Annotated in this window: 20 protein-coding genes; 12 read left to right on the top strand and 8 right to left on the bottom strand. The window is 57.0% G+C overall.

The window, feature by feature from the left end:
* Positions 1-364: 364 nt before the first annotated feature.
* Positions 365-880: a bL32 family ribosomal protein gene (locus J3U88_RS03680; protein ID WP_207856830.1), complete on the bottom strand. Its 516-nt coding sequence runs from the start codon at positions 878-880 to the stop codon at positions 365-367.
* A 449-nt stretch (positions 881-1,329) separates the two neighbouring features.
* Here J3U88_RS03680 and tkt point away from each other — a divergent pair, with 449 nt between their 5' ends.
* Positions 1,330-3,336 carry a transketolase gene (gene tkt / locus J3U88_RS03675; RefSeq protein WP_207856828.1) on the top strand — a complete coding sequence of 669 codons (2,007 nt, stop codon included), beginning with the start codon at positions 1,330-1,332 and terminating at the stop codon, positions 3,334-3,336.
* 52 nt (positions 3,337-3,388) lie between these two features.
* On the opposite strand, the gene lspA is transcribed toward tkt, so the two are convergent.
* The 3 genes from lspA to J3U88_RS03660 form a co-directional block, all read right to left on the bottom strand.
* On the bottom strand, positions 3,389-3,898 hold the full coding sequence (lspA, locus tag J3U88_RS03670; RefSeq protein WP_207856826.1) for a signal peptidase II: 510 nt from the start codon (positions 3,896-3,898) through the stop codon (positions 3,389-3,391).
* A gap of 2 nt (positions 3,899-3,900) precedes the next feature.
* Entirely contained in the window at positions 3,901-4,761 is an 861-nt protein-coding gene (locus J3U88_RS03665) for a glutaminyl-peptide cyclotransferase (RefSeq protein ID WP_207856824.1), read from the bottom strand.
* Between the two features lie 226 nt (positions 4,762-4,987).
* Positions 4,988-6,004 carry a class I fructose-bisphosphate aldolase gene (locus J3U88_RS03660; protein WP_207856822.1) on the bottom strand — a complete coding sequence of 339 codons (1,017 nt, stop codon included), beginning with the start codon at positions 6,002-6,004 and terminating at the stop codon, positions 4,988-4,990.
* Between the two features lie 881 nt (positions 6,005-6,885).
* Here J3U88_RS03660 and J3U88_RS03655 point away from each other — a divergent pair.
* The 4 genes from J3U88_RS03655 to J3U88_RS03640 all read left to right on the top strand — a co-directional run bounded on the left by J3U88_RS03655 (position 6,886) and on the right by J3U88_RS03640 (position 10,699).
* On the top strand, positions 6,886-7,941 hold the full coding sequence (locus tag J3U88_RS03655) for a tyrosine-type recombinase/integrase (RefSeq protein WP_207856820.1): 1,056 nt from the start codon (positions 6,886-6,888) through the stop codon (positions 7,939-7,941).
* A 1,314-nt stretch (positions 7,942-9,255) separates the two neighbouring features.
* Positions 9,256-9,990 carry a YebC/PmpR family DNA-binding transcriptional regulator gene (locus tag J3U88_RS03650; protein WP_207856818.1) on the top strand — a complete coding sequence of 245 codons (735 nt, stop codon included), beginning with the start codon at positions 9,256-9,258 and terminating at the stop codon, positions 9,988-9,990.
* Positions 9,987-10,511 carry a crossover junction endodeoxyribonuclease RuvC gene (gene ruvC / locus J3U88_RS03645; RefSeq protein ID WP_207856816.1) on the top strand — a complete coding sequence of 175 codons (525 nt, stop codon included), beginning with the start codon at positions 9,987-9,989 and terminating at the stop codon, positions 10,509-10,511. The genes J3U88_RS03650 and ruvC overlap by 4 nt, the downstream gene beginning before the upstream one ends.
* A 26-nt stretch (positions 10,512-10,537) precedes the next feature.
* A complete protein-coding gene (locus J3U88_RS03640; RefSeq protein ID WP_207856813.1) occupies positions 10,538-10,699 on the top strand; it encodes a hypothetical protein in 162 nt (53 codons plus the stop codon).
* Between the two features lie 49 nt (positions 10,700-10,748).
* Here the strand turns inward: J3U88_RS03640 and J3U88_RS03635 are convergent, their stop codons facing one another.
* On the bottom strand, positions 10,749-11,336 hold the full coding sequence (locus J3U88_RS03635) for a lytic transglycosylase domain-containing protein (protein WP_207856811.1): 588 nt from the start codon (positions 11,334-11,336) through the stop codon (positions 10,749-10,751).
* A gap of 726 nt (positions 11,337-12,062) precedes the next feature.
* Here J3U88_RS03635 and J3U88_RS03630 point away from each other — a divergent pair.
* The 6 genes from J3U88_RS03630 (at position 12,063) to J3U88_RS03605 (ending at position 18,920) form a co-directional block, all read left to right on the top strand.
* Positions 12,063-13,415, top strand: a complete 1,353-nt coding sequence (locus J3U88_RS03630) for a TRAM domain-containing protein (RefSeq protein WP_207856809.1) — start codon at positions 12,063-12,065, stop codon at positions 13,413-13,415.
* 58 nt (positions 13,416-13,473) lie between these two features.
* The gene (gene kdsB / locus J3U88_RS03625; RefSeq protein ID WP_207856807.1) at positions 13,474-14,292 is read left to right on the top strand and encodes a 3-deoxy-manno-octulosonate cytidylyltransferase; all 819 of its coding nucleotides are present in this window, start codon (positions 13,474-13,476) and stop codon (positions 14,290-14,292) included.
* A 13-nt stretch (positions 14,293-14,305) separates the two neighbouring features.
* Positions 14,306-15,952 (top strand): CTP synthase, encoded by a 1,647-nt coding sequence (locus J3U88_RS03620; protein ID WP_207856805.1) that lies wholly within the window; start codon positions 14,306-14,308, stop codon positions 15,950-15,952.
* Positions 15,949-16,773 (top strand): 3-deoxy-8-phosphooctulonate synthase, encoded by an 825-nt coding sequence (gene kdsA / locus J3U88_RS03615; RefSeq protein WP_207856803.1) that lies wholly within the window; start codon positions 15,949-15,951, stop codon positions 16,771-16,773. The genes J3U88_RS03620 and kdsA overlap by 4 nt, the downstream gene beginning before the upstream one ends.
* Positions 16,770-17,729: a KpsF/GutQ family sugar-phosphate isomerase gene (locus tag J3U88_RS03610; RefSeq protein WP_207856801.1), complete on the top strand. Its 960-nt coding sequence runs from the start codon at positions 16,770-16,772 to the stop codon at positions 17,727-17,729. The genes kdsA and J3U88_RS03610 overlap by 4 nt, the downstream gene beginning before the upstream one ends.
* An 894-nt stretch (positions 17,730-18,623) precedes the next feature.
* Positions 18,624-18,920: a glycogen-binding domain-containing protein gene (locus J3U88_RS03605; RefSeq protein WP_207856799.1), complete on the top strand. Its 297-nt coding sequence runs from the start codon at positions 18,624-18,626 to the stop codon at positions 18,918-18,920.
* Positions 18,921-19,057: 137 nt separating this feature from the next.
* On the opposite strand, the gene J3U88_RS03600 is transcribed toward J3U88_RS03605, so the two are convergent.
* From J3U88_RS03600 to J3U88_RS03590, 3 genes are all read right to left on the bottom strand, one after another.
* Positions 19,058-20,881, bottom strand: a complete 1,824-nt coding sequence (locus tag J3U88_RS03600; RefSeq protein WP_207856797.1) for a patatin-like phospholipase family protein — start codon at positions 20,879-20,881, stop codon at positions 19,058-19,060.
* A 64-nt stretch (positions 20,882-20,945) separates the two neighbouring features.
* Positions 20,946-22,634 (bottom strand): VRR-NUC domain-containing protein, encoded by a 1,689-nt coding sequence (locus J3U88_RS03595; protein ID WP_207856795.1) that lies wholly within the window; start codon positions 22,632-22,634, stop codon positions 20,946-20,948.
* A complete protein-coding gene (locus J3U88_RS03590; RefSeq protein ID WP_207856793.1) occupies positions 22,631-24,778 on the bottom strand; it encodes a fibronectin type III domain-containing protein in 2,148 nt (715 codons plus the stop codon). The genes J3U88_RS03595 and J3U88_RS03590 overlap by 4 nt, the downstream gene beginning before the upstream one ends.
* A gap of 270 nt (positions 24,779-25,048) precedes the next feature.
* On the opposite strand from J3U88_RS03590, the gene J3U88_RS03585 reads away from it, so the two are divergent.
* Positions 25,049-25,630: a hypothetical protein gene (locus tag J3U88_RS03585; protein ID WP_207856791.1), complete on the top strand. Its 582-nt coding sequence runs from the start codon at positions 25,049-25,051 to the stop codon at positions 25,628-25,630.
* Positions 25,631-25,938: the final 308 nt, after the last annotated feature.

Genomic DNA, 25,938 nt, shown 5'->3' with positions numbered 1-25,938 from the left:
CGTCGCTACACTTCGACGGAAGCCAAACTCGGCAACGGTCGGCAATTCAACCAGGCCTTTACCAGAGTTTTACGTGTGCAGCTCGAGGGGTGGCTTTGGTAACCAAAAGGGCCCGTTGACCAAGCGCCAACACATCTCGAGTAATTTTTTAACAAAGTATAAAGTGCATCGGCTGGATGAGCAACCTTTCAGATATAAAAAAGATCACATAAAGCGACATAAATTCAGGGTGCTCCTTCAGCACCCAACCGCCACAACATCAAACAAGCTTTTCATTTACAGCACTTATACCAAACAACCACTTCATGCACGAACGCCCAAAACAAAAATTAAACGCTTAGCGAAAATACCAACAACTACCTAATCACTCCTGCTCAGGTAAACCCACCCCATCTCCTGACCAAAGCCATACATTATGGAGTGATTGACGCCATTGTTTTTTCCCGTTCTTGCGGTCAACTGCAAGATGGAGTTGCCAAGGCTCCTCCGCCGCCGCACAAAATCGCCGAAATTCGCCGTGAACCGGCAGCGTATAACTGAGACCAATATAGGTACCCGGCTTAACGTCAATCGGGGGAAAGGCCTGATCCTCTTGCCAAGGAAGCCCCCACAGGTAATAGGATCGCCCGCTTGTCACATGATGCAACTGCAGCATCTGGTGGGACAACACCATCGTGCTCAACCCATTGTTGCGAAATTTCCAATGGGCACGCCGTTTGACACAATCCAACGTCAATTCAATATTAAAACCGGTCGCTTCAAAGCGCAGCACCTCGGGCTGTTCGGGCACCGCGACAAAACGCGCTTGGGCCGACCGGGCCAACGGCTGGAAGTGGCAACCACTGAATAAACCGACGCAAACCACCAGAAAAGAAAACATTACGCGCGACCACGGCGGCATCATGGCTCCCCCATCATCACCGGGAATCATCAGAACAAACGCGGTCCCTAGCCTAACATGGTTGGCCCGCACCCGTGCCCTGTCGGCAATGCTTGCTTCGTTTTATCCCCACTTCCTCCAACGGTTAATAAGTGCTTTAATGCATAGTTTTGGTGCAAGGCCTCGGCAGCCGGCCTGGCAACCGCCGCTCGTTGCCGCGCATGACGATGCCTGGGTTTGGTATCGTCCAGCCGTCGGCCGGCGAGCTGCACCGCTTAGGCGCGTTGCACCGCAAAGAACCATTCGCTCGGCTTTTGTCTTCAACCCGCGGCCGGTAGATGGGTATTCCCCAACAGCACCGCGGCCGGGCGAATCAATGAACGACCCTGCACCCCTCACCGGGTGCCGCGCTTCCCACTGAACTGAAGAACATTGCAAACGGAGCCATCATGACCCCCGAAAATAAACAAGATTGGTTGTGTATCAACAGCATTCGAACCTTGTCGATCGATGCCGTGCAAAAAGCCAACTCGGGCCACCCCGGCCTGCCCCTGGGCGCCGCCCCCATGGCTTACGCCCTTTGGCAAAACCACTTGCGACACAATCCCAAAAACCCTAACTGGGTTAACCGCGACCGCTTTATCCTTTCAGCCGGTCACGGCAGTATGTTGCTTTACGCCCTGCTCCACTTAACCGGTTACCCCGTCAGCCTGGACGACCTGAAAAACTTCCGTCAGTGGGGCGCCAATACGCCCGGTCACCCCGAATCTTTTATGACGCCCGGCGTTGAAGCCACCACCGGTCCCCTCGGCCAAGGCACCGCCAACGCGGTCGGCATGGCGATTGCCGAACGCGCGCTTGCCCACCAGTTCAACCGACCCGATTTTCCGCTTTTCGACCACCACACCTATGCATTGGTCGGTGACGGCGATCTGATGGAAGGCATCTCTGCCGAGGCTGCCTCGCTGGCCGGCCACCTCAAATTGGGCAAATTGATTTACCTCTACGACTCCAACGATATCTGCTTGGACGGACCCACCACCCAAAGCTTCACCGAGGACACCGCCAAGCGCTATGAGTCCTACAACTGGCAGGTCATCACGGTGGAAGACGGCAACACCGACTTGGCCGCGCTAAACCAAGCGATCACCGACGCCAAAGCCGACACCGAGCGCCCCTCGTTGATTATCGTCAAAACCACCATCGGTTTCGGTTCACCCAACAAGGCCGGCTCCTCGGCCGCGCACGGCGCCCCACTCGGCGACGCCGAAATCGCGCTGACCAAGGAACAACTCAACTGGCCGGAACAAGAAGCCTTCCAGATCCCCGCCTCGGTTTACGACCACTACAACCGCGCCACCGCGGCCCATGCAAAAACGGAAGCCGCCTGGCAGGAAATGAAGCAGCGCTATGCAACGACCCATCCCGAATGTGCTAAAAACCTCGATCTGGCGATCAACGGCGAACTGCCCGCGAACTGGGACGCCGACCTGCCCATCGGCAACAGCGGTGACAAAGTAGCCACCCGCTCCAGCTCGGGCGCGGTCCTCAACGCCCTGGCAAGCCGAATCCCCTGGCTGCTGGGCGGCGACGCCGATCTTTCCTGCTCCACCAAGACAGGTATTAAAGGCGCCGATTTGTTCGAAGGCCAAGGCGGCAGCGGGCGCAATATCCAGTTCGGCGTACGCGAACACGCCATGGGCGCGATTGCCAACGGCATGAGCTACTACGGCCTGCACCGTCCCTACACCGCGACCTTCTTCTGCTTCTCCGACTACATGCGTCCAGCCATTCGCCTGGCCGCGCTCAGTCACCTCAACCCCATTTTCATCTTCACCCACGATTCCATCGCGGTCGGTGAAGACGGTCCCACCCACCAGCCGGTCGAGCACCTCGCCGCCTTACGCGCCATCCCCAATACGGTCGTCCTGCGCCCCGCCGATGCGGCCGAGGTCGCCGAGGCGTGGAAAACCGCGCTCAACCACAAAGGCGGCCCGATCAACTTGGTCCTCTCCCGTCAAAACCTGCCCACCCTGGACCGCTCCGTTTACGGCGCGGCGGAAGGCGTGCAAAAAGGCGGTTACATTTTGGCGGAAGCGGAGGGCGCCAGCCCCGCGGTGATTCTCATCGCCACCGGCGCCGAGGTCCACCAAGCGCTGGAAGCACGCACCCTCTTGCAGGCCGACGGCGTGGCTACCCGCGTGGTTTCCCTGCCTAGCTGGGAATATTTTGAGAAACAAGACGCGGCTTACCGCGAATCGGTCCTGCCCGCCGCGGTCAAAGCCCGGGTGGCAGTGGAAGCCGGCGTCTCATTCGGCTGGCAACGTTATGTGGGCGATCACGGCAAAGTGGTCGGCGTAGATCGTTTCGGCGCCTCCGCCCCCGGCGGTACGGTTCTGAAAGAATACGGCTTCACCGGCGAAAACATTCGCGACATCGCCAAGGGTTTGCTGTAAATCAACCGAACCCTAAAAACATCAAGGCCGGCATTGCGATGCCGGCCTTTTTTTATGATTCTTCGACGGTGTTTTCTTTTTCGGCCGCCTCTTTGCCGCGCGGCCAAAAACTGTAAATCAGCATCGGCCAAATGCCCACGTGGATCAGCACGTCGGCCGTATTAAATATGTAGTGCCAGTGGGGAATGCCGCGTACATCGAAGTAATCGATGACCGAACCGTAGAAAAACCGATCGAGAATGTTGCTCAAGCCGCCGCCGATAATCACGGCAAAACACAGGTACTCCAAACGCGCCATGTCCTTGGCACGCCATATGTAAATGATGAGACCGAGCAAAACAACACTCGCGAAGGCGGCGAACCACCAACCACTGCCCTGCTTAAACCCAAAAATGCCGCCGAAATTGCGCACATGGGTCATGTACAAAAATGAAAACACCTTATGGGATTGGCCGACCGCCAACCATTGGTTCACCCAGTAGCCGCTGAGTTGGGAAATGAGGGTGCTAAACACCGCCAACCCGGCAAACAGCGTAAGGTTGGTTTTTCTTGCCTGATCCATGCTTATCCTCTTGGTTTCGGCTCGGTTACTTCAATTTGGTAAAGGTATGAGTAACGTTTACCTGTCACATAAATTGCTTTGGTGGCGCGATCATAGGCAATACCGTTCAGCACATCCTCGCGACCGTTGCGGTCCTCGCGCTGAAGCAAGCCGTTTAACTTCAAGCGGCCGACCACCCGACCGTCCTCCGGCTCAATCATCACAATATCGTTGGTCCCGTAAACATTGGCCCAAATGCGCCCCTCAATCCATTCCAACTCGTTGAGGTTGTCTACCTTCTTGCCGTTTTCGGTTACTTTGACTTCACGAACCACGGAAAAATCGCTCGAATTACGGAATCGCAGCACATCGCTGCCGTCGCTCATCACCATTTGATTGCCGTCGCCGGTCAAACCCCAACCCTGTCCCTCGTAGCGAAGGGTCCGCAAATGCGCGAAGGTCTCATTGTTGTAGACCAAGGCCTCACCCGCCTGCCAGGTGAGCTGAATGAGCACACCGCGGTGGAAATGGAGACCCTCCCCAAAATAGCGTTTGTCCAAGTCAAGGTGCTGCTGAACAATACCTGACATCAAATCGACCCGCCGCAAACTGGACTGGCCACGCAGACCGGTACTTTCATACAGGACACCGTTGTGGACCAACAGACCTTGGGTATAAGCACCGGGGTCGTGGCGAAACTTTTGCACCACTTTGTAGGACCAGTTGCCTGAGCCCGCCGCGATTACCGTTTCTTTGGGACCCAATAATAAAGTGACAAAAACCCCGGCTGCGACCGCAACGAGAAGCGGCACCAACCACTTAGCCGGGGAAGACGCGGCTTCGTTTTCCGGCTTGGATTCTTTGTTTTTTTTCTTCTTGGCCATACCAAAGCCCCTTTTGGGTTTCATTCCTAACCCGCCTTCTTCACCCATTTCCGCGACGGATGGTTTGAGGAAAAGCGGGCGAGGCGCCACAAAGGCACCATTGTACCCAATCCCGCGCCCCAGACACGAAAAAAGACCATACCGTAACCGGCATGGCCTCGAGAAAGAAAAGGTCGGGTCCGACAACAGGGACCCGACCGAGAGTTAACTTGGCAAAAGCGTCGGCTTAGGCACCGGCTTCCAAGGCTTCGCTGTATTCGCCAACAGCGGCGGCGCCGTTCATTTTGGCGCGGTGGTTAAATACTTTTTGGGCGGAAGGAACATTGTCGGCGGAACCTTTCCAAGCCTGCAAGGCGTCTTCTTGCAGCGCGCGGCCGTAAGAGAACGAAAGGGCCCAAGGCAAGTCGCCGATTTTGTTCATGGCGTCCAGGTGCGCGGTGGCTTCCACGGAGGATTGGCCGCCGGAGAGGAACACGATGCCGGGAACAGCCGAGGGAACGCAACGCTTAAGGGTCGCCACGGTGGCCGCGGCCACTTCTTGAACACCGGCGCGGTTGCCGTTCTTTTTACCGGAAATCACCATGTTGGGTTTCAACAACATGCCTTCCAACAAGACTTTGTGGGCGTTCAACTGCGCGAATACGGCGGTCAAAGCGGCCTCGGTCACTTCTTGGCAGCGGGCCAAGTCGTGGTCGCCGTCCATCAGAACCTCGGGCTCAACGATGGGTACAATGTTGGCTTCTTGGCAAAGTGCAGCGTAACGCGCCAAGCCGTGGGCGTTGGCTTCCAAGCAATACGCCGTGGGAATGCCGGGCGCGATATCGATGACGGCACGCCATTTGGCGAAACGGGCACCGAGTTCGTAATACGCTTTCAAACGATCACGCAAACCGTCCAAGCCCTCGGTTACTTTTTCACCGGCAAAGCCGGCCAAGTCCTTGGCGCCTTTGTCAACCTTGATACCTGGAATCACCCCATTGTCGGAAAGCACCTCGGCGAGGCGTTTGCCGTCGGGACCGTTTTGACGCAAGGTTTCGTCAAAAAGAATGACGCCGCTGACGTAGTCGGCAAATTCAGGGGCGGTAAACAGCATGTGGCGGTAGTCGCGGCGATTTTCTTCCGTCGACTCAAGATCAATCGACTTAAAGCGTTTGGCAATGGTCGGAAAACTTTCATCAGCAGCCAGAATCCCTTTTCCTTTGGCTACCAACGCATTGGCGGTTTGGACCAGCTCTTGAGACATAACGCACTCCTTCATTATTCATGGTGAGGCCGCCGCAGCCATCGGCGGCGGGTGAATCAGCGCCCACATCGAGGCGAAAAAAATTGCTAACGGTGGCTCCGCAAGCGCGGCGCTGAGCCGCGATTTTCACCAAAACCCCACAATGCAACCGCGGCACGGCGGCTTATCGAACCAGCCGGACCAAACGGCGGAGATAAGGACATGGATGGGATCTCACGGAAAAGGCCGTCTGTCGCGGTCGGCCCCCGTGTGCGGGTTTTGGTGAAAACCGCGAGCTCAGGGTGGAAGTCAAGCAGAATACCAGGAATCAGGTGAAGTTGGGATGGTTAATTCGTGGGACAAAGCAGAAACTGGCATCCCAAATGCAATTGAAGGATAAGACCCACGCTACAGCCCCTTCAGCGCGGGCATTGGACGGACACAACGCGGACACCCACTTGGGTGCCGGGATGTCCCAAACGGCCGAAGGTATCCAGCCCTAAACCTGACGTCAAAAACATTTACAATCCACACCCCTTCTAAAACCAACACCTTAGCAAAACACCAACGGTTCCGCCGCACCGTTGCCACCCCAACCAGGGGCGATCTCGTTTTCGCCCAAAGCCCATGTATCCCTTTCCCTTCCACAAACCTGACGTCAAAAGACGTCATTTTTCGACGTCAGAAATAACGTCAGAACCCACGCGTATCGTTCGCGAACCAAGCGACCCGTTCAGCAACTTTCAGTCTTTATTGAGTCCACGACAGCCCCCGCCTCACCAGGCGATTCCGACTCACCAGCCAGGCCCCCCATTCTCAATTCCAATGCCGCCGGCAAGCTGAAATGTCTGACACCCTGTTTGAAAGGAGTAGCCACAATGAGTGCACTTAAAGATAGACCCATGGCAGCGATCTCAGTGTCCGAGTATCAGTACCTAAAGCTCACCCATTGTCGCGAGCAGGATCAGGCGGCGGGTCGCCATGAACGCAGCAGCAGAATGAGCCGGAGCACCATCATGCAGTCAGTCCAAAAAGCCAATGACGATTTTCTACATTATTGCCGTCACGAGAAGAAGCTCAGCGACAAAACCCTTAAAGCCTATGGCATCGACCTCAAGCAGTTTATTGAGTATTTGGGTCGGAATCACCAGCAACTCGAGCTGGTGAATATCGACAAAAACATCCTGGGCGATTATTTAGAAGAACTCGACTCGGGTGTGAAGCCCAAAACGATCAAACGCAAGGTCGCCACCCTGCGTGCCTTTTTTAATTTCCTCGAGTTCTCCGAAAAAATTGTTGTCAGCCCGCTGCGCAAAATCAAGGTTGAGATCAAACAAGAAAAAGTCGCCCCTTCGCTTTTAAGTATCGGTGATTTGGAACTGCTTTTTAAGCACCTTTACGAACAGCGCGACACCCTGAAACGCACCAGTTTGTTTGCCTGCAAAGTGTTAATTCGCGACATCGCCATTTTCGAACTGTTGTTGTCAACGGGCATGCGTGTTTCCGAGCTGTCCGACCTGAAGAAAAGCGACATCAACCTGGAAACCAACACCATTAAAATTCGCGGCACCGGCAACCGCGCGCGCACCATCCCCATTTTGTCTGAAAAAACCCAGGCGGCGCTCAACCACTACAGCAGCACCTTCCAGCACGATTTAAAGAACAAAGACTTTTTCTTTATCAACAAACACAACCGCAAGATTTCCGATCAGTCCATTCGGATTCTGGTGGAGAAGTACACCGCCAAGGCGGGGATCACGCAAAAAATTACCCCGCACACCTTCCGTCACACCCTGCATCAAATGTTGATGGAAAGCGGTTTGGACATGCGGTACATCCAACAGTTCATGGGCCACAGCAGTCTGTCTTCACCTTTGGTCTTCTCACAAGATGATCGTGAAATGCAGAAACGCATGTTGGCTGAACGGCACCCACGCGAGAAGGTTTTGGCCGGGTAAGCCCCATCTCCCGCCAACGCCATCCGCCCCCTGCAACGAGCCGACCCCCTTATCGGCTCGTTGCTTTTTGTTTGGGGATGTTTTTGATGGGGTAGCGTTTTTAATTGGCTTTGCGCTCCCGATTGGCATTGTGTTCTCGATTGGCTTTGTGTTCTCGATTGGCTGTGCGTGGTATTCGGTATTTCTCAGGATCGCATGATTTAACGAGGATGGCGGCGCTCTCGGTTTCCCCTTTAAGACGGATCGCGCATGCGGATAAGGCCGTCACTTCGGTTGTCCTTATTCACTTTGGCCTGACCGCTACACCACAAACCTCATAAAGCCACGCGTTTGTACATGACTGTCACCGCGTTGTTCCTCTCACCTATCGTCCATATCCAGGGTTCCAGCAGAGGCGGAAAACCGCCCGCATCATACCGAAGCAAACGGAAGGAAAAATGGGAGGGCCCCGCCGCGGCGAAGCAGCGGCGGGAGGGACCTAACCCGCATTTCTCACAAGGAATTCTGCTACGAAGCCGAAACCCATGCGATTACGAGGGGGCGGCCTTCCGCATTACTCGGTCGAGCCGCCTTCGCCGTAGCGCTGCTACGCCGAATGGTCGGACCCCTGCGCCGTCTCTCGGTCGCAATCTTCGTACTCACAAGGCTTTCTGCTTCTCGCGACGAATCCTTGTGAGACATGCGGGCTAATTTTCCTGGAGGGGTCCTTGAGGAATCGGCGTTGGCGCTATCATCAAGCCGGCCGACGAGCCTCCTGTTTCGCGGTTCCAGTAATTCCTCGTAGGCGTCAGCCCCAATCAGCGCCATAAGCCGATTGGTCAAGGATGCTGCTAATCCCAAGGGAACAACACCCCGGGAATCGTTGGTGGGCTTGATCCCCCCGGCCCGTTCATTGTGACTGAGCATTTTCTTTTTCGAAGCGACGGCATGATCCCCATGCGCGATCCCACCAGCCCAACACCGTTGGGCGGCCAGAGGGTCGAAATCCCCGCCGCCCATCCTCTCTTCATCCTCACATCCGAAGAGAAGAAACGAATACCAACCCAAGCTAAATTCACAAAACCCCCATCAACCCAAGCAAAGCATCCCCTCTATCCTTGTCCAAACACGGTCCCATCGGCTAGACTTGCTGCGATAGAATTACCTGTCGCGTTCGCGCTTTTTCATCACCGGGCTCCCACCTTTTCGGCGACCCGGCCCGAACCCGCGGACACCCCCCGGTTCGGATGCGCACAGGGCCCCGATTTTGCCGCAAGGCACGGCGCCCCCCCCGTGGAGAACCCACCCACGCGACAGTTCACGCAAGGAGCAATCATGGCAGGTCATAGTAAGTGGGCCAATATTCAACACCGGAAGTCGCGACAAGATTCGAAACGAGCCAAGGTATTTACCAAAATGGCCAAGGAAATTACCGTCGCCGCGAAAATGGGCGGACCCGACCCCGACGCCAACCCCCGCCTGCGGGCCGCGATTGCGGCCGCCCGCAAAATTTCCATGCCAGGGGACAACATTAAACGCGCCATCGATAAATCAACCGCCGCCGACGCCGCCACCCTCGAAGAAATTCACTACGAGGGCTACGGCCCCGCCGGCACCGCCTTTATCGTGGAATGCCTCACCGATAACCGCAACCGCACGGCCGGCGAAATCCGCAGCATCTTCTCCAAAGCCGGCGGCAACATGGGTGAATCCGGTTCCGTCGCCTGGCAATTCGACAAAAAAGGCTACTTAACCTCGCCCAAGGGCGAACGCAGCGAGGACGACGTTACCGAAATCTGTCTGGAAGTAGGCGGCGAGGACATCGAAGACGGCGGCGAATTCTGGGCCTTCATCAGCGCGCCCGAGGACCTACATGCCGTTCGCGACGCCTTAGAAGAACAAGGCCTTGAAGTTGAATCCGCCAAATGGGAAATGCTCCCCCAAAACCACATTCAAGTAGAAGGCGAAACCCTGGAAAAAGTCATGCGTCTGATGGAAAAACTCGACGACTGCGACGACGTTCAAAACGTATGGAACAACGCCGACTTCGACGAGGCCGCGCTCTCTTGATTATTCTGGGCATCGACCCCGGCTCACGCATCACCGGTTTCGGCTTGATCAACAGCCGCGGCAACCACAGCGCCATGATCGAAGCCGGCCCCATCCGCCTTCAAAAAATCGAGGACATCGGCGAGCGCTTGGTGGTGCTCGCCGATACCCTTGAAGAACTCATCACCCGCCACAAACCCGACGCCATGGCCCTGGAAAAGGTGTTCCACGGGGTAAACGCCAAGTCGACCCTGGTCCTCGGCTACGCGCGCGGGGTGATCTTGTTGTGCGCGGCACGGCACAACCTCCCGGTCGCGGAGTACGCGGCCACCGAGGTCAAAAAAGCGATCACCGGCTTCGGACGCGCCGAGAAGACGCAAATCAAAGAAATGGTCAAAATCCTGCTCAAGCTCGAAAAGGATCCCAAACCCCACGATGTCACCGACGCGCTCGCCATCGCCCTGTGTCACGCGCACATGGGGCCGATCAAGGCGCGCATCAAAGAACAAGAAGCCAAGTTCTGGTCGCGGGTGAAAGGCTAACCCGCTATTTCCTAAAAGAAGGCCGCGTGTTTTTCCCGGCGATGCGTTGTCTCCAAGGGCGCCCCATGCAGGCCGCCGCCACCGAACGCTTATCACTTGGCGTCACCGGGCGACAACTCACCCCCGGCAACGCGCCCACGCCCGATTGGCTCGACGGGGTCAAACCGGAATGGGAATGCCGCGGCTAAAGCGGCGCGTTTACATGCGAGTGCCGTAAATTTTTTGGCGATCCAGCACTCAGCGCGCGTAGTTGCTGCCGCGGAAGGTGCGGCGGCGCAGTTTTTTGGCGACGCGGGTGGGACCCTGGTTGTAGGCGGTCAAGGCGACGTCCAGGTCGCCAAAACGATCAATCAAGTAACCGAGGTAATCAGCACCAAATTGGATGTTCCAGTGAGGATCGTAGAATTCGTGACCGCGGAAGGCAAAGCGCGAACGCACATGATCGTTGCCCAGAATTCGGGCGGGCATCACCTGCATCAGACCTTTGGCGCCCACCACGGAAATGGCGCACGGGTCAAAGGTGGATTCGACGTCAATCATCGCCAACAACAAAGAAGGCGGAACATCGATTTCAACGGACTTCTCAACAATGAGCTGACCCAAATCCAGTAACGCTTGGGGGTCCTGGCCCAGACGGCGCTCCGCAAGCAAAGGCGCAATGCGGAAGGCCAGATCGTCGTAACGATCCATGGCGAAGGTCGTAAATTCAGGCGGTGACACGGGCTCAGAAATCAATCGACGGGGCGAGAATGAAGGCTCGCGCAGCATAAATACCGGAACCACCAGGAAGAGAGAGATCAACCAAATTTGTACTTTTGTTTGCATCACGGGACTTCCTGATTTCCTCATACACCCCACGCGGGTCGCATGGGCTGATTTCAAGCCGACCCAGAGGGGTCGAGCCACTGCAGAACAGCGGACCGCCGCCAAGTTGCAACCCACGTGCCAAGGCAAAATCAGCGCTTTGTGCGGCTTGGTCGAGAAAACCAGGCAAACAAAGAAAGCTAACCTTATTTATTTCAATATCTTAAAGAACACACACGAAATTCCCCGATTGAGATACAAAAAGGTCCCAGCTTGGAGACACCAACGCAAAACAAGGGAACTAACACGAATAAAAACAGCACTTTACACACAGAGACAACTTTTTGTCGTCTTTTTCTGGGAACCAGCGAGGGATCGGCGCAAAGGCGCAAAAAACCCACGCGAAGTTTAGGTTGTCGCCAATATTAATTGACAAAAACACTGAAAAGGGGGCAGCGTGTTGCTCATCCGTTCATATGATTTAACCGCCCTTATGTTACCAAACGGTAACGGTTTTCCACAAGCACCGGATTCGACTTTTTCTCAAAAAAAGTGTTGTGGCCGACGGGCTTCCGCCTCGCCGGCGCCATCCACCTTCCCCGATCACGACCCATCCTGATCGTGATCGGGTTAAGATGTTTGCTGAAGAGAACATGACTTCGTGGCCAAGCGAGGCTACCTGGGTCACCGTTCCTACAAACAACCGGGCCCATGGTGATGCGAATCACCAGAGACAGGCTGTTTGGCGTGAGCGATCACGGCGAACCCGACTTTTCACCCCTCAAGGAAATCAACAACGTGACAACTTTCCCGCCACCCCAAGAAGTGTCTATCGAAAAAATCCTAAATAACGGCGCGGGCTTGGCGCGCACCGGCGAGGGCCAAGTGGTTTTTGTGAACGGTGCGCTGGACGGCGAACGTTACCACATCAAGGCTTGGCACAAGCGGCGCGGCAGTCTGTGGGCGCACGAGGCAACCCGTCTCAGCGATTCGCCCCAGCGCACCGCCCCCGATTGCCCAAGCGCAAACCATTGCGGGGGCTGTCAGTTACGTCATGTTCGCGCGGAAAACGAGGCGGCAATTAAGGCGGCATTTTTTAGCGACACCTGTGGACGAATTGGTAAATGGTCGGTAAGCGAAACGGAAATAACCGCGTTTCCACGGCCCCACTCGCGTTACCGCGGCAAATTCCAGGTAAACGGAGGAAAACTCGGTTTTCACGAGGCAGGCAGTAACCGCATCGCCCCAATCCGCACCTGCGATGTCTTGCCCGCATCGGTTTTCGACGCCCTGCCGCGGCTTGTCAAAATCACCCAAGACACAGCTTTTAAAGGGTTTATTTTTTACGCCTGTTCACCCGATGAAAAAAATCCCTGTTTTTTGTTTGAAGGACGCGCCGAAAAACCCAAAAAAGTTCTGTCTCTGATACAGAGAAGTGGTTTACCAGTAGCGCGGATCGGCTGGCGCGCGGGCGGCAACAGCAGCAAACAATGGCTGCCCACCCCGACCCTGACCATGAGGTGGTGCGACTGGAGGGTTACCCTGGAAACCGACCAATTCTTCCAAACCAACCCGGCAAGTTGGCCGCGGTTCTGGGATCAGGTACGCGCTTACCAGCAACAGGTTCAGCCACGGCTTATTTGGGACGTTCACGCGGGCTCCGGTTTCCTCAGCGCGGCGTTGCGCGGCATCGGCGACACCTGCAACCTGGTCCTCAGCGAACCCGATCCCCGCGCGATCACCAACCTCAAACGCAATCTGACCAACCACAACGGCGTGACCGTGGTCCACGGCACCGCCGAAGACGTGATCAAGCAGGGAAGTTTGGCGGAACAGCCGGTCGACGGGCTGATTTTGGATCCGCCCCGTGTCGGTCTCAGCGATATCCTTATTGATTGGATCGCAACGGCGCGGCCGGCGAGTTTGCTGGCTTTTTCATGCGACAGCGGCACCTTCGCCCGCGATTTGAAAAAGCTACGCGCGGCCGGTTACGAACCCCGGGGCGCCGCCGAAATAATGGATGTAGTCCCTGGCAGCCTGCGCTTCGAAAGTGTCCTCACCTTGGTCGACAGCCGAAACTCGCGCTTTCGTTTGACGTAACCCCGCTTTCCCATTAGAATGTGCCTTTGTTTTGGCAACGTGCGGGAGAGGTCATGTTATGAGTGCCACGGTTATCATCCCCGCCAGAATGGCGGCAAGTCGATTCCCGGGCAAACCTCTCGCTACAATTCTCGGTAAACCCATGATCGAATGGGTGGTACAACGTTGCCGGCTCGCCGCGGTCGACCAAGTCATCGTCGCCACGGACAGCCCCCAAATCGCGGATGCGGTGCGCGCCTTCGGAGGCGACGTGGTCTTAACCCGCGCCGACCATGAAAACGGTACCAGCCGGATTGCCGAGGTCGCGGCCGGTCTGCGCTGCGATATCGTGGTGAACGTCCAAGGCGACGAACCGGCGATCCATCCCGACGACATCAACGCGGTCATCGCGCCGCTTCGCGACGATCCCCACCTACCCATGGCAACGCTTGCCGAGCAGCTCCAAACCGCGGACGACATATTTAACCCCAACATTGTCAAAGTGGTGCGCGCCGCCAACCGCCACGCACTTTATTTTTCCCGCGCGCCAATCCCGTACCACAAACACGACGGCATGACCGCGCCCACCTTTCCCCACCCGGAAACACCCGCCTACCGTCATGTCGGCATTTACGCTTACCGCCAAGCCTTTTTGCTCGAATACGTCGCCCACCCGCCCTGTGACCTGGAACGCATTGAGGGTTTGGAGCAATTGCGCGCGCTTCACATGGGCGGCTCAATTTATGTCGGCGACGCGACCCATTCCTCGGTCGGCGTCGACACACCCGCCGACGTCCCCCGCGCCGAGACTTTATTAAAAACCATCCTCGGGACGACCACGCCGTCACCAAGCAATCAGCCCATGACGGACGACGGTCTCACCGACGACCCAAAGTAGGAAGGAACATCACATGACCAAGTATATCTTTGTAACCGGCGGGGTGCTCAGCAGCCTTGGAAAAGGCTTGGCTGCCGCCTCCATCGGTGCATTGCTGGAAAGCCGCGGCTACAACATCACCATCCAAAAATTGGATCCATATATTAATGTAGACCCCGGCACCATGAGCCCGTTCCAACACGGCGAGGTCTTTGTCACCGACGACGGTGCGGAAACCGATCTCGACCTCGGCCACTACGAACGCTTCACCAACATGACGGCCACCCAGCAGCACAATTGGACCACCGGCCGCATCTACCAAAAGGTCATTAATAAAGAACGACGCGGTGATTACCTGGGCAACACGGTGCAGGTCATCCCCCACATCACCGACGAAATCAAAAACAGCATCAAGAAGCTGGCCGGCCCTGAAACCGACATCATTTTGGTTGAGATCGGCGGCACGGTGGGCGACATCGAGAGTCTCCCCTTCTTGGAGGCCATTCGCCAGTTACGCCTGGAGGTCGGCCCAGGCGACGCGATCAATCTGCACCTGACCTATGTTCCCTACCTGCGCGCGGCGGGCGAGCTGAAGAGCAAACCGACCCAACACTCGGTCAAAGAACTGCGCAGCATCGGCATTCAACCCGACATCGTGTTGTGTCGCTCGGAATATGACTTGCCCGACGACCTGCGTCGCAAGGTCGCGCTGTTCTGCAACGTGCCTACCGATGCGGTTAAGGTCGCCATCGACGTCGACAACATTTACAAGGTTCCGCTGAAACTGGCCGAACAGAACCTGGACTCACTGGTTTGCCAGTTGCTCAACTTGGACGAGGGTAATGCCGACCTGCGCCGTTGGCGTGACCTGAGCGGGATCATCGATTCCGATCGCAAAGAAGTGCGCATCGCGATCATCGGCAAATACGTGGATTACCCCGATTCCTACAAGTCCATCAGCGAGGCCTTCACCCACGCCGGCTTCCACCACCGCGTAAAGGTCAAGCTGCAATGGGTGGAGAGTTCCCGCTTCGAGAAGGGCCGACACCTGGAGGAGCTGGCCGCCTACGACGGGATTATGATTCCCGGCGGGTTTGGCAGCCGCGGCGTGGAGGGCATGATTCGCGCGATCCAATACGCACGTGAAACCAAGATCCCGTTTTTCGGAATTTGCCTGGGCATGCAGTTGGCGAGCGTGGAGTTCGCCCGTCATGTCGCCGGCCTGGAGTCGGCCAACAGTTCCGAGTTCGAGGACGATCCGCGCTTTAAGATCATTTACAAATTGCGCGAGTTGGTGGACATCGACGAAATGGGCGGCACCATGCGCTTGGGCGCCTATCGTTGCGAAATGGAGCCAGGCTCTTTTGCCCAAAGGGCTTACGGTGAGACAAGCGTGGACGAACGCCACCGCCACCGCTATGAATTTAACATTGAATACAAAGCCGCCCTGGAAGAGAAGGGCCTGCGTTTTACCGGTATTTCACCCGACGGCATGTTCATGGAAATCATCGAACTGCCCAACCATCCCTGGTTCCTCGGCTGCCAGTTCCACCCGGAATTTAAATCGAAACCCTTCCAACCCCACCCCTTATTCCGCGATTTCGTCGGCGCCGCGCATGCCCGAAGCCAAGCGAAACAGGAACCCGCGGCGGAGCCCACTACCGAGGAGGCGTTGTCATGAGTTTTTCCATTGAGATCGGCGGCAAAACCTTCAGTGCCGGCGGCGCCCAGCTTTTGATCGCCGGCCCCTGCATGATTGAGTCGGAACAACACGCGATGACCATGGCCAAGCACATCAGCCAACGGGTAAAGCAATACGCGGACAACTTCCTCTGGGTGTTCAAGGCATCCTTCGACAAGGCCAACCGCAGCTCGGGCGACACACCGCGCGGGCCCGGGATGGACGAGGGTTTGCGTATTTTGGAGCGCATCAAAAACGAATTCAACGTCCCTGTTTTAACGGACATCCACGAGAGCTACCAGGCCAAACCTGTCGCCGAGGTGGTTGACATTTTGCAGATTCCGGCCTTTCTGTGTCGCCAAACCGATTTGTTGTTGGCGGCGGCGGCCACGGGTCGCGTGGTCAATGTGAAGAAAGGTCAATTTGTAGCGCCCCACGACATGGGGCGCCCGATTGAAAAGATCCGCGAGGCGGGTAACCCGGCAGCGATGATCACGGAGCGCGGAACCTCCTTCGGCTACAACAACTTGGTTGTCGACTACGCCGGGTTGTATGTCATGCGCCAACACGGAGCACCGATCATTTTCGACACCACCCACTGCGTGCAGTTGCCCGGGGGGATGGGGAAAGTAAGCGGCGGTCGTCGCGAGGTGGCTCCCTACATGGCGAAAGCCGCGGCCGCCTTCGGTGTGGACGGCTTTTTTATGGAAGTACACGACAACCCGGATCAAGCGTTGAGCGACGGCCCCAACCAACTGAACCTCCCGCTGTTTGAGGAACTGTTGCCGCGTTTGGTCGCCGTGCGCGAGGCTGTTTCATGAGTCGTGCCCGCGGGCGCCAGGTGCTGGAAATCGAAGCGAGGGCGCTACAGGACTTGGCCGCCGACCTAGGCGATGCTTTCGAGGGCGCGGTGGCGATGATCGCCGCGTGCAAAGGTCGCGTCATCCTGACCGGCGTGGGAAAAAGCGGGTTGATCGCACGCAAGATCGCGGCGACCTTCGCCAGCACCGGCACACCTGCCTTTTTCGTCCACCCCACCGAGGCCCTGCACGGTGACCTGGGCATGATTGTCTCCGGCGACACGGTCATCGGCATTTCCAACTCGGGCGAAACCGCTGAATTGTTGGCGTTGCTGGAGTTCGTCAAGCGGTTGGGCACGACCTTAATCGCGATCACGGGAAAACCAGAGAGCACCTTGGCCAAACACGCGCACGTCGCCCTGTGTTACCGCATCGCGGAAGAAGGTTGCCCGCTCGGCTTGGCACCGATGGCCTCCACCACGACGACCTTGGCCCTGGGCGACGCCTTGGCCGCGGCGGTGATGGACGTCAAAGGGTTTACCAACCGCGACTTCGCCCGCTTCCATCCTGGCGGGAAGCTGGGCAACAGCTTGTTGCTGTTGTCCGAGGTGCTGAAGCAACACGGCGGTGCCAAACCCCAAGTCACGGCATCAACGACCTTGAGCGAAACCCTGCTGGAGATGAGCGACAAACGTTTCGGGATGACCGCGGTCACCTTGGAAGAAGGCGGTTTGGGCCTGATCACGGACGGAGACATCCGTCGCTTGATCCAGCAACACGGCCCGGCCGCGCTCGACAAAACGGCGGGCGCGGTATGTACGCGAAACCCCAAAACCATCTGCGATGAGGAACTGGCGGTGGCCGCGTTGGCGTTGATGGAACGCCACAAGATCACCTCAATTATTGTGACCAACCGCGACAAGGAATACGTGGGCGTAGTTCATTTGCACGATTTATGGCGAACGCAAATGGTTTGACGATGATTGAAGCAACAACTGCAAGCGCGGTGATCGAGGTTTGGCCTCATCACCGCTTTTCTTTTTTTGGCGCACAAAAACAGAATGGGGGGTTTCATCAGAAAACCCCAGACGCCAAAACCGCGTTGAAATCGTCGGGGTACGTCGTCAACGTCAGCGGTCTTTCTCGCCCACTTCACCTCCCCGTCACCCACATCACCTTGTCTCAAGGCCCAGGTCACCGCCACGCGTCCCATCTCGCCCACCTCGACGCCGCGATTTGCGTCGACCTTGCCCAGCCTCGTCGTCAACGACGCCCACCAAACCCGACCGCGTCGCCAACGTCGTCCAACCTTGACGTCGACCTCGTCCGACCTCGTCGACGACCTCGACCAACCTTGCCCGACCTTGACGACGACCTCGTCCGACCTCGTCAAACGAGGCGACGAGGTCAGGATAATCACGCGCAAAAGGGCGCCAAATCGAAGGTTTTTCCACCACACCGACCACCTCACCGACCAGGTTGGCAACTTTTTTCATCGACGTCGCCGACCACCTCGACCAGGTCGACGACGTCGTTGGCAAGGTCATCAAGGTCACAACAAGGTCGCCCACCAAGAACGCCAAGCAACTCTAAAAAAGAGACTTATCTAACAACAAACAAAAACTATACTATGACAAACCACCACTTTTCCACAGATCAAGCGCGCTTTTATGAACACTTACTCATTTAAATCAAAGTTTTTTTAACCGACCTTTATAGAAAAAGCCAATCTTTTCAGTTACAATGCGCAGTGTTGACGACGACCTCGTCAAAACCGCGCCCACGTTGGCTTCCAAGGTCGTCGACGACGGTACGGTCCTGTTTGCGCGATTTAAAAATCATCATTTCAATTTGGGAAGGTAAGTATCACAATGTCTAAAGCAGCCACCCCTAAGAAGAAAAAGGTCACCCTTTCTTTTGAAGGCGAACCTGGTTCCGAAGTCCAAGTTGCCGGTAGCTTCAACGACTGGTCCATCAACGACAAGAAAAAAGCAAAAGTCATGAAGGAAAAAGACGCCGGTCATTTCTCCATCAATCTCTTTCTCCCTGTCGGCGAACACGAATACAAGTTCTACAGCAATGGCGAGTGGATCGTTGATCCAAAAGCTGAGAAAAAAGCGCCCAACCGTTTTGGTACTTACAACGCGGTTATTGAAGTTAGCGAATAAGAAAACGCCCGCTTCAATCCGAGCCACCCTTCCCTGCCACGCGGGTGAAGGGTTTTTCTTTTCCATCAAACAAAAACACCTAAACCTCTCCCATTCACCACCTTAGCAAACATTCGCCGGCCGTAAAACACGCCGACTTACCGACGTCGTCTGCCGGCAAATTGTTCCTGAAAAGGCCTCAGCGTTTTCAACGCATATTCATAACCGATCTGTTCAATCTTCTCAATCGCTTGCCAATCTAATAAATGGAACCGCTCAATGGGTGGCGTTAAGTACGCTTCGGTTTTCTTCTGTAATGCTTCTTTTTCGACTGAGCTTGAGATCATCGCCGTGCGTAACAGGATATTGAGAATACTGGGTACCCTTAACTTCGGTGCGAACGGATTGATACGGTTACGCAACATCCCCCAGGGACTAAAATCTTGATCGACCGGGAACTCAACCGAGAGCTCGTTATTGGGGCTAACGTCCACGGCAAACACCGGTCCACGTCCTTGTTCGAGCATGACGTCGACGGGGACGTTGTTGAGCAAGCCACCGTCGACCAAGGTATTGCGCTGATGAAATACCGGCGGCACCAATCCGGGGATCGCGGTACTGCAGCGCACCGCCCGCCACAACAACCCGGAGCGATGCACGAAACTCTCAGCACGGGTTAGGTTGGTCGAGACACAGTAGTAGGGGATCCACAGGTCCTCGACCTCGGTTTCGCCGTAGAGGTTACGGCCCATGCGCCGGAACCGACTGCCCCGCGTCAGCGCCAACATCGGCAAGGTAAAGTCGAAGATCGACCCCTTCTCGACAAACTCCTCACGGGTGCGCTGCAGGATGTGGTCGACGTCCCAACCCATCGCGTACTGTGCCCCGATGATCGCCCCCATGCTGGTGCCACCCACGGCGTCGATGGGGATCTCCAGCTCGTCCAGGGCGCGCAAAACACCGATGTGCGCAAAGCCACGCGCACCACCCCCGCCCAAAACCAGGCCCAAGGCGCGACCCGCCAGCAGCCGCGCCAAGCGGCCGTAGTGACGCGGTCGTTCCACATGCAAGTGGTGGTAAGCGTTGTAATTGCGGTGGTAACGCAAGGTTTCCGCGGTGCCCTTGGGTTGTTCACCACCTTGGTACAGGAACACCAACTCCTTGCGAACACGCGGCACCGACGACGCCAACCCCTCAAACGCCGAAATCAGCAGGTCACCTTGCCGCGGGGGTCGCGACGGGCACAGGAACAAAATACAATCGGCTTGGCGCAAACAACAGCGGGTCCAGCGGCTGTCGCGCGCGCCGGCCTGGTAAAGGACGTAGTCGTATTGGTGCTCTCGTTGGTTCAGCCAAGCCGAGGTACGCGGTGAAATACGCGTGTCGTCATCACCAAAGCCGACCTCGCCCTCGACTACCTCGGCGGTGAGATGGCAGGCGGGACCGAGGCGCTGCAAGGACAGGCAGAGCCGCGCGCAGAACTCGGTAACAGGTAAATCCGGGTCGAGGGCAACCACGGCAATGGTCGCCACCCGTAAAGCGGGCCGCTCCTCCAAGAGGTCACGGCGCAACCGCTGCACGATCAGCCGCGTCAAACCCATCATGGTGCTGGGAAACTGGGTCACCAACTCATCGAAGTCTTGCTTATCAAGGCGCACCAACTCGGAATCGCGCACGGTGAGCAAGGTGGCGGACCGGGTCTCGCCCGTGATCAACGACATCTCCCCGACACATTCACCGTGGCCGATCTCGCCAAGCACCCGTGTGCGGTCCTTATTGAGGACGCGCAAACGACCGTAGACGACCAAGTACATGCAATCGCCCGGCTCGCCGTATTCGCACAAAATTTCGCCCGCGCGATAATGCACCCAGGTGAACCGCGCCGCGAGTTCAGGCAACGCTTCACGCGGTAGCCGCCCGAAAATGGCGTGCGTCTCCAGCAACGGCAGCAGACCCGCGTCCTCTAGCTGAGAATGTTCCATAAGACCTTATCGATGAGGAGTGATGATCCCCATCATACGTGAGCGGGACGGGATTGAGAAGCGGTCAGGCCGTCTGCCACACAACCCGAACCACCTCAATAGGGATCCCGTTGGCCTGAAAGTATTTGAGCCAGCCCCGTTGATTGGGCTGGAGTTGGTCGCCGGGACCTTTGACCTCGGCGAGACGGTAACCACCCTCGGGCGGGAACAACAGCAAGTCGGGGAACCCGGTGCGGTACAAACCGGGATGGGTCACCAAGCGTTCAAACAAAACGGCCAAGGCCTTGCCGTGCATCTGCTCGTGAATCCGAGCGACGTGCTCGCGCAGGCTTGGATCCCAACCTACCAGGTAATTATTGACCCCCCATTTCTCGTCCATCACCTTCTGGGCAAGGGGCAGCCAAGGTAGGCCGAGGCGAAGCCAATCAAGCCGTGCTTGGACCGCCTCGTGCCGATGGGCCAAAAAGGCGTTGGAGAACAGGTCGGCGGGGCCGCGTTGGTAATGGTTAAAAAAAGCGCCGCGCACCGGGGCATAAACAATGTCCCAAAAAATTAGGCCGAACACGCTGAGCCAAAACCAATTCTCAGCACCAAAACCCGGCATCCCCTGCTCCTGAAGATGTTCAAGCACCTGATGTTCAATCCGCTTACGCGCGTCGCGAACCAAGGTCAGGGTGCGATTCGGGAAGCTGGCGCGTTTGGGGGCGGGCATGCTGTGTCCCAACTTTTTGGCGACCTTCACCCGAAACGCGTTGGCAAAGAGACGCTCTTCCTCGGTAGCGGGTCCATCCAAAAGGGCGCGGCACATCGCCATTGCCTGACGGGGTCGGCCGAGTTTATCCAACAAACGGGCCTGGCGTTCTCGGGACGGCGGTCGGCTTGAGTCGTGGTACCAGGCCAAGGCCGCCTCAAACGAACCGCGCCGCTCCAGCCAGGCCCCAACGCTGTTCAGCAAACGGTCGCGACGGCGGATGAGGACCCGTTCGTCATAGGTGGGCGGCATCGCCTCGCCCAAAACCGCCAACCCCGCTTCGTCCTCCGCTTCCATGGCCAGGTCGCATAAAGCCCGCTTTTCCAGCCACGCCACCGAGGCGTCCAGCAAGGCACGGGATTGGAACCAACGATCACCGCGCAGCAGGACCACCGGTTCATAACGCAACAGCCCCAAATCCAGCAGCACAAACTCGGTCCAATCCTGGCGGCTGTTGCCGAAGAACAGCAAGCGGTAACGCAGCAACACGTCCTCGCCCAATAAGGCGACCCAATTAAAACGCGCCTGAAGCCACGTGGCGGCGGCGCTTGGATCAAGGTGGGTCACGACGAGGGCAATCAGTTCGGGTTTCTTCAACTTGCGAAAAACGGGGGTTTCCTCCGGCAAGGCGTCGCGATGGGCACGGAGGAGGGCCTCGACCTCGGCGCGGGCGAGTAACGCAAAAACCAAGCGCGGTTCATCGAAAGGACAACACCGAAGCAAACCGGCCGCGGCCAAAGCATTCACCGCCGCGGGCACATCCTCGATTTCGGGATAGGCGAGTTTGTCACACCGGAAAAACGGCCCTTTGCGCATCAGCAGCCGCACGTACAAGCGCTGAGCCGGGAGCGGCACCGCCCGAAAAGCGCGGGAAAACGCCCATTCGTCGGGGCCGAGAATATCGTCGTACCAACGGTCGACAAAATCGAGGATTTTGAAAAAGTTGTCGAGGTAATAACCGGTCACCAGGGTGACCGGCTCGTTGCTAGGCGAGGGCTTCATTCGATGACATACACACCGGACCAGGCGAAGTCACCGGCTTCTTCCCACGCCGGACGCCAGATGTAGTGCCGTAATTCGCCGTCCGGCCGGTCCAAATCGATCAAGGCGAAGTTGATACGAATCGACCGTAACCGGCCGCCGCCGCCTTCCTCCTGCAAGCGCTCGCGGAAGAACGCAATGGGAATCTTGATCTCGGTTTGGTAGCCGGTTTTGGTGGTGGTGGTGATCGCGTCCATGCCCTCGGGCGCGTTGTCAATGCCGGCCAAAAGGCCTTTGTCACCGAGGGGGGCGATCACAAAGTTGGGATCGTCGTCGCCTTCACCGGGAAAACTGTCGACCCAGAACAAAATGCCGTCTTGCCGCCAAGGTTTCACCTCGGGGGACACCACCACGCGGTCGTCGCGAACCTTAACCGCGATGAACACGTTCTTGCGGTCGTGGAACATGGTGAAGCGACAGGATGCGTCGGAGGGCCCGCCCCAGCCTTGCTTGTGTTTGTTCAAGGCTGCTTTGTCGAGGTCACGGAAGGGTTCGCGCATCTCGCCCCATTCACCCAAATCACCGTCGAGCTTGATTTCTTTGAACTTGAGCAAGCGACGTTTCTCCAAACCAATGACCATTTCCTTTTGGTTGACATGGGTTTTCCCATCAACGGTAAACGCCATGCTGTATTTAACTTTGGGCGAGGCCGTGGACTCAATGCCGATGGGCGATTTCACATTCAAAGGGATTTCCAGCACCCGACGGCGTCCCGGTTTCAGCGGAAAGTTAAAGTTCGTTTGTTCGATCTCGAAGACAGCAGGGGCTTCGACGGTAAGGGTCACCTGGGCTTCCACCTTCTCCCGGTTATGCAAACGCAATTCGACACGGCCGCCGTCAAAGCGTTCGTTGGCGACAAACACCGCGGAGCTTTCCATCGGGCGCTCATCGAAGCTAATTTGCTGGGTCACCGTCTGGAAAAAGTCATGGGCTTTTTTGGTTTCTTCACCGCGGTCTGGAAACACATCAAACACCTTGCCCTGCTTGTCGAAGGCCCGGTAAACCACGTTGTCGGGTGCGACTTCCACCAGCCAGTAGTGGCGCATGCTGCCGACCTTGTCGAGGTACCAACGCTGGACCAGATCGATACCGCGGTCGCCGCGACCCCAAGCACCGTCGCCGATGTAAAGCACCCCGTTTTTGTCGATTTTGCCGTTGCTAAGGGGTTTGGAGCGTTTGTAGGTGTGGTCGTGGTTTTCAAAGGCGGCGGTCAGCCCGTAACGGCTGAAGATAGGTTCCCAATGCTGACGGCCGAGGACCGAGTATTTGGTTTCGTAAACGCGATGGCTGGGATAAAGCGGCACGTGGTAAACGGCGAAGAGGTTCTTGAATTGGTGGCGGTCGGCGGCCATGTGTTTTTCCAACCAACGCGCCTGCTCACCGCCATGGGCGTTGGTGTGGCCGCTGTCGAGCACGTACACCACCGTGTGGTCACCGAGTTGACGACGAAAATAGCCCTGGGTTCCGGCCTGGGCGAAGTAGTTGTAGAAAAACGGCGCTTCCTTGGGATCGCCGCCGTAGCGGGCGGAAACCTCGTGGTTCCCGATGGCCAGCATCATCGGAACCGTATACCCGGAGGGCGTGATCATGTTCTCCGTCCACAGCTTCAGCCAGGCGTCCCAACGGTCCGCGTTGCGCAAGCTGCCGTCGGCATAAGCGATATCGCCGCCCAAAAGCGCGAGGTGGGGCTCGTGGGAGGCCGCGCCGCGGAACATGCGGCCGACCAGTTGGGAGGTGCCGAAATCACCGCCGGTCACGATGCGCAGTGTTTCGCTGTCGACTGGCAAGGTACGAAATTTAATCTCTTTGCTAAAGCCATGTTCCGGGTTGCCGGCAACACAATAATAAGTGGTGTTCGGCGTCAGTCCGTCGAGACGGACCCAGTGCACATCGCGGCCATCCTCCAGGCCGGGTACCTTATGGCTTTTGCCCTTGCGTTTCACGGTATAAGCGTCAACTTGGCCGTTACGGGAAGCGGTGTCGAGATATACCCAACTCTCGCCCCCGCCGTCGAAGGTCTGGAAGTTGACCGTGATCGAGGTACCGGTTTCACCTTCATAGGTGAGGTAGACGAAGCGCGGCGTCGCCGACAGGAGCGACATCATGCAACAAATTAAAGAAAAGAAAAAACAACGACGCAGCAGCATTGGGGGTCCTTTTCGAAAGCAAGCGTTTGGCATAACCTCCGCAACCTAACATTTGGTCCGGTAAAGATCAAGGGATGGGAAAAGCAAGGCAACCGCTTTGCGTGGGCGAAGGCGAAGGCAAGGGTCGAATCCTGGACCAACTTCGGGTTAACCTCAGCAAAACCAAGCCTTCTTCCCCCGCCGACGCCAAACGAACTAGGATAGGGATCAACCACGCGGGAGGGACCGATGATTAGCTGTGAAACCGCCGTTCAATCCTACAACCTACATTATTCAATGATTAAGTTTGTGCGTTTCGAGGGTTTGCTCTGGAGTGGCGACAACCTGCCGCTCAAGCTGGGCAGCATGGGTGAATTGGTCCTGACCGAAATCGACCTGCGCGATCAGGAGACGCGGACGCGCCGACCGGCGGCATGGGAGCGGGGCATGTTGCACGCCCAATTCGAGCCGGGCGTGCGGTACGACCTCAACTTCCGCCTGGAGTACCGCGCCCCGTTTACAACGGATCTGTACGGCTGTGATTTCAGCGGCATTCATCCGAACCACTACCGTCTGCACCTGGACTTCGCGCTCGGCAACCCGGCCACGGAAAACGACCTGCTGCGCGTCCAGCTCGGCAACCGCCAGGTCGACTTAAGCCTGGCCCGCGCCCAGGAGTTCACCTTCGACACCGGCCCCAAGGTCACCTTGCACCGCGAGCGCGAGGCGGTGTCGGTAAAAGTCGAGGACCGCCGCATCGCCCCCTTTTCGCACCCGGCGTTCCCGGTCCTCAGCGTCATCCCCTGCAAGGAAAATCGCAAGGCGGGGTAAACCTCCTTTTAGAACGACCTTGTTTCCAAGAAAGCCCAAACACGTTTTAGGTTGGGCGCCACGTCAAAGGTCTAATTCCCAGAAAGCCGTTGCGGCTAACAGCACTTGCGCGCGTAAGGCGGCGACGACGAACACCCCTGCTTCCTTCTCAGATCACACGGGTTGTCCCGCGCCGCGCCACCCCTCCCCAGTTTTTGCTTCAGTTGGGGGTGTTTTTTTCCGAAGAGGTAAGAATACCTTTGCCAACTTTATGACGTTTCCATTTTCCTCGTTTTGGCAACGAAACCTTCGCGGGTCGACGCGTTTTC

The sequence above is a fragment of the Acanthopleuribacter pedis genome, assembly GCF_017377855.1.
Taxonomy (GTDB): domain Bacteria; phylum Acidobacteriota; class Holophagae; order Acanthopleuribacterales; family Acanthopleuribacteraceae; genus Acanthopleuribacter; species Acanthopleuribacter pedis.
This window is presented reverse-complemented; position numbering and strand designations above follow the sequence as displayed.